This window comes from Bradyrhizobium australafricanum, from assembly GCF_020329495.1.
Taxonomy (GTDB): Bacteria; Pseudomonadota; Alphaproteobacteria; order Rhizobiales; family Xanthobacteraceae; genus Bradyrhizobium; species Bradyrhizobium australafricanum.
Map to the genome: position 1 here is coordinate 1 of NZ_JAGKJL010000148.1, position 3,831 is coordinate 3,831.

Below are 3,831 nucleotides of genomic sequence, written 5' to 3' on the forward strand. Positions count from 1 at the left end.
CGGAGCGGCCCGACCGCCGTATCGAGTTTGTCCCGCTGTTGCAGGAGACCGCCGTGGTGGCGCTGTCGCACAAGCACGCGCTGGCGCGGCGCAAGCAGATCGTGCTGCCCGACATCGCGGATCAGCCCCTGATCGTGCCGGAACGCCGCTCGCGGCCGCACAGCCACGATCTGACGACAAAACTGTTCGACGAGGCCGGGCTGACGCCGCGTATCCAGGAGATCGCCGACGAGAAGCAGACCATCGTCAACATGGTCGCAGCAAGGCTCGGCGTCGCCATCGTGCCGCGCTGGACCGCACGGATGGCGATCCCCGGCGTCCGCTTTGTGCCGCTCCGCCTGAAGCGCGGCAGCAGCGCCGGCCGCCTGCCGCTCGCCGCCGCCTGGCTGAAAGGCTCCCGCGATCCGGTCCGCGACCAGGTGATCGCGGTGCTTGAGGCAAGGTTGAAGAGTTACGCGCGCGAGGCGTGAACACGTCTCTCTCTCTCTCTCTCTTCATTCCGCGGCGTGCGAAGCGCGAGCTCGGAATCCATTCCACCACGCGTTTTGCGGATCGATGGATTCGGGACCTGTGTTGCAAAACGCGGAGCCTCTGTCTTCAACCAATGGAAGGATCATTCGATTTTTCAACCGTGTCGTCGCGAGGCATGGAGCGCGGTAACGCCTGTGCCCATTTCGGCGGCAGAAAGTTCCTCGATCAACTGAAACGCATGGCGCAGAAAGTTCCACCGATCCCGTTCTGCTTCGACCTAATGTGAATCGCGGCGCAATGCTCGCGAGAACCAAGGGCAAGTCTGATGTCACGCTGTTGCATCGATGTTCCGCTTCAACGGATACGATTGCAGTGCGCCGCCACATAAGCGCCCTTTGTTACTTCTTGAATGCATGTCGAGTAACAACCGAAATCCCGAGCCGCATCATGGCGGCTTTGGACCAAGGGAAAGTGATGATGTGGACAGCCCGACACTGCTCGATCCGTCTGCTTGTTGTGCTTGCGACGGCAGTCTCCTCATTCCCAGCCATGGCTCAGGTGAGCAAGGGCAGTCCTTCCGCCGTGGCACCCGCAGCGCCCGCCGCACCAACTGCGGCACCGGCCTCGTCGAGCAAGGTCTCATTAGGTGCCATTCGGTGGGACAATTGGAGTCTCGACAGTCCCTATGGGCAGGTCCTTGCCGACCCTGGATTGCGCGCGCGCGCTCCGTATTACACAGAGCGTCTGCCGAACGGAAATCTCGGTTTTCCCGGAAACACCGAACGAGCACTGAATGCGGACGTGCATTACGCGAAGTCCGCAGGCTTGGATTATTTCATCTTCGGCTACTACCTGGAGAGTTCTTCCTGGGGACGCGATCCCAGTCGAGCCGTGGCGCTCAATCGGGCGTTGGGAAATTTTCTTCGGCTTCCAGACAAGCTCGGCATCAAATACGCGCTGAATTTCAACCTGTCATTCCCCCCTCGTGATGTGCCGATGGTGAGTGATGCAATCAGCAAAGCGGTAGCTGGGCCGGATTACATGCGGGCGAGCGACGGCTCGGCGCCTGTGTTCTTCCTGCTTGGTACGATGACCCCGTGGATAAAGGGGCTTGGGGGCGAAGAGGGTACAAAGGCGGCCCTGAAGGATATGAGGGATCGGGTCAAGGCCGCGACCGGCCGAGATCTCTACCTGGTTGCCTTGCTCTTCAACCTGTCCGAGACGGAGCCCGTTGCTCACAGGATAGGATTTGATGCGGCGAGTACATATGCGACCGCCCTTGGGTCGAATGGAAAATCCCTGCCGTACGCCAGTTGCGCGGCTCTTGCACAGAAAGCCTGGCAAGCCGAAGCCCAGAATGGTTCTGGAGGCTTCCTACCAACCGTGACGCTTGGCTGGGATTATCGACCGGCTTTGCGCGATCTTCAGGAACTGAAAACTCGCAAGCCGAATCCGGACTGGTGTCAACCTGCCACCGATGAGGAATGGACACGGCAAATCCGTGCTGCAATCAGTCAGGCGGCCAACAATCCGCGCAACGATCGCTTCAAGAGCGTTGTGATCTATGCCTGGAACGAGAGCTCCGAAGGCGGCTGGATTCAGCCGACGCTGTCTGAAGGCGTGCGGCGTCTCAAAGTGATCGCCAACGCGGCGGGCCGACGCCCGACACTTCCGCCGTTCAAGCTGGTGTGGCCGACGCGGATCGATCCGAAGGCGTGTGCCGTCGGTTCGTCATCGATCTCAACTACAACGGCTGGCGCCGGATGCAAATCGGCCAGTGATTCGATGACAACTGCGTGGCCATGTCCGCCAGGCATGCAGATTGCAGGCGAGGAATTGCGCCAAGCACCGTCGGAGGATGGAGAAAAAATACCGCTTATCTGGCAGGAGAGGCTCTGCACGCCACAGGGCAAACAACAGCGATCAGTTAATTGAGTCAATATCGACAGGGGGTTCCCAATGGATGAAGTCTGGAGTGATGAGAATACCTTCGTGATCAACGACATGAAGTTTGGCCTGATCAGGCAGAACTTCAATGATGCCAGGACGACGAAGGATTCCATCGCGATCATCAAGAACCGCGGGATGATTGATCGCTACAAAAGCCTCATTCGCGAGAACGGGGTTACCAATATCCTGGAATTCGGCATCTTCGAAGGTGGTTCGGCTTTGCTTCTTGCCGCGATCGAGGAACGTATCAAGTTCGTCGGGATCGATATCAGACCTGCGAGCCCAGCGGTGCTTGGCCTGATCCGCGACCACGGTCTGACGGACCGCGTCAAATTATACTACAATACGTCGCAAGGCGACACCGCGCGCGTCCAGACCATCATTAGGACGGAATTCCCCGGCCAGCGAATAGATATGATTATCGACGACGCCTCGCATCAATACGAGCTCTCGCGAGCAAGCTTCGAGGCGTCCTTCCATTATCTCAAGAGCGATGGTCTCTATCTGATCGAAGATTGGGCCTGGGCTCATTGGGAGGAGCCCTATCAGACGCAGCAATGGACCGATATGCCCGCCCTCACCAATCTGATCTTCGAGCTCGTCATGCTCTGTGGGAGCCGGCCCGATATCATTTCGGAAATGAGCGTTCAGAAGGCGATAGCCATTTTCCGCAAGGGCGAACAAGAGGTCGGAAACTTCAGCCTGTCAAAGCTCTACCGTCATCGCAACAGGTGGACCCCCGCACTGTGACGATGCGCCCGGCTCTTGCCGGAGAGCACACGAGCTCGATCGCTTCCCCCACAACGCGTTATGCCCGGCCTTGCGCCGGGCATTCACGTCTTGGCTGCATAAAAGGAAGACCTGGACGGCCGGGACGAGCCCGGCCATGACGATGACTGAGCCGAAAGGAATCCCCACGTCTTGGAACTGCACCAGCTTCGCTGCTTCGTGGCGGCTGCTGAGAACTGCGTTTCGGGCGCGCGGCGCTGCGCCTGCAGATGATGCCCTCGGCGCTGCGCCTGCAGATGATGCCCTCGGCGCTGGGCCGCCACATCAAGCTGCTGGCGATCGAGAACGGCTTTCGCCGTCGGCTGCGCAAGCCACAGGCGCGGCGCTTCCGGATCGGCGCGATCGACAGCGCCGCGGCCGGCCTGCTGCCGCCGCTGCTGCGCGACCTCCGCGCCGCCCATCCTGATGTTGCCGTGCAACTGCTCGAGGAGAAGACCATCCGCCTGCTGCCGAAGCTGCTGTCTGGCGCGCTCGACCTCGCCTTCGTGCGCCCGCCGGAGCGGCCCGACCGCCGTATCGAGTTTGTCCCGCTGTTGCAGGAGACCGCCGTGGTGGCGCTGTCGCACAAGCACGCGCTGGCGCGGCGCAAGCAGATCGTGCTGCCCGACATCGCGGATCAGC

General features: G+C 60.4%; 3 protein-coding genes and 1 pseudogene. All 4 read left to right on the forward strand.

Annotation, left to right across the window (positions count from 1 at the left end):
- On the forward strand, nt 1–470 hold a 470-nt coding region (locus J6525_RS45975), incomplete at its 5' end, for a LysR family substrate-binding domain-containing protein (protein ID WP_225648379.1).
- 298 nt (nt 471–768) lie between these two features.
- Nucleotides 769–2,406, forward strand: a complete 1,638-nt coding sequence (locus J6525_RS45980; protein WP_225649563.1) for a glycoside hydrolase family 71/99 protein — start codon at nt 769–771, stop codon at nt 2,404–2,406.
- A 24-nt stretch (nt 2,407–2,430) separates the two neighbouring features.
- Complete coding sequence (locus tag J6525_RS45985; RefSeq protein WP_225649564.1) at nt 2,431–3,171, forward strand: class I SAM-dependent methyltransferase; 741 nt, start codon at nt 2,431–2,433, stop codon at nt 3,169–3,171.
- Between the two features lie 171 nt (nt 3,172–3,342).
- Nucleotides 3,343–3,831 (forward strand): annotated as a pseudogene (locus J6525_RS45990) (LysR substrate-binding domain-containing protein); the annotation flags it as partial.

Bases quoted from the DNA above. Each gene is read 5' to 3' on its own strand.
- J6525_RS45980 (WP_225649563.1), top strand. From the start codon at position 769: ATGCTCGCGAGAACCAAGGGCAAGTCTGATGTCACGCTGTTGCATCGA.
- J6525_RS45985 (WP_225649564.1), top strand. From the start codon at position 2,431: ATGGATGAAGTCTGGAGTGATGAGAATACCTTCGTGATCAACGACATG.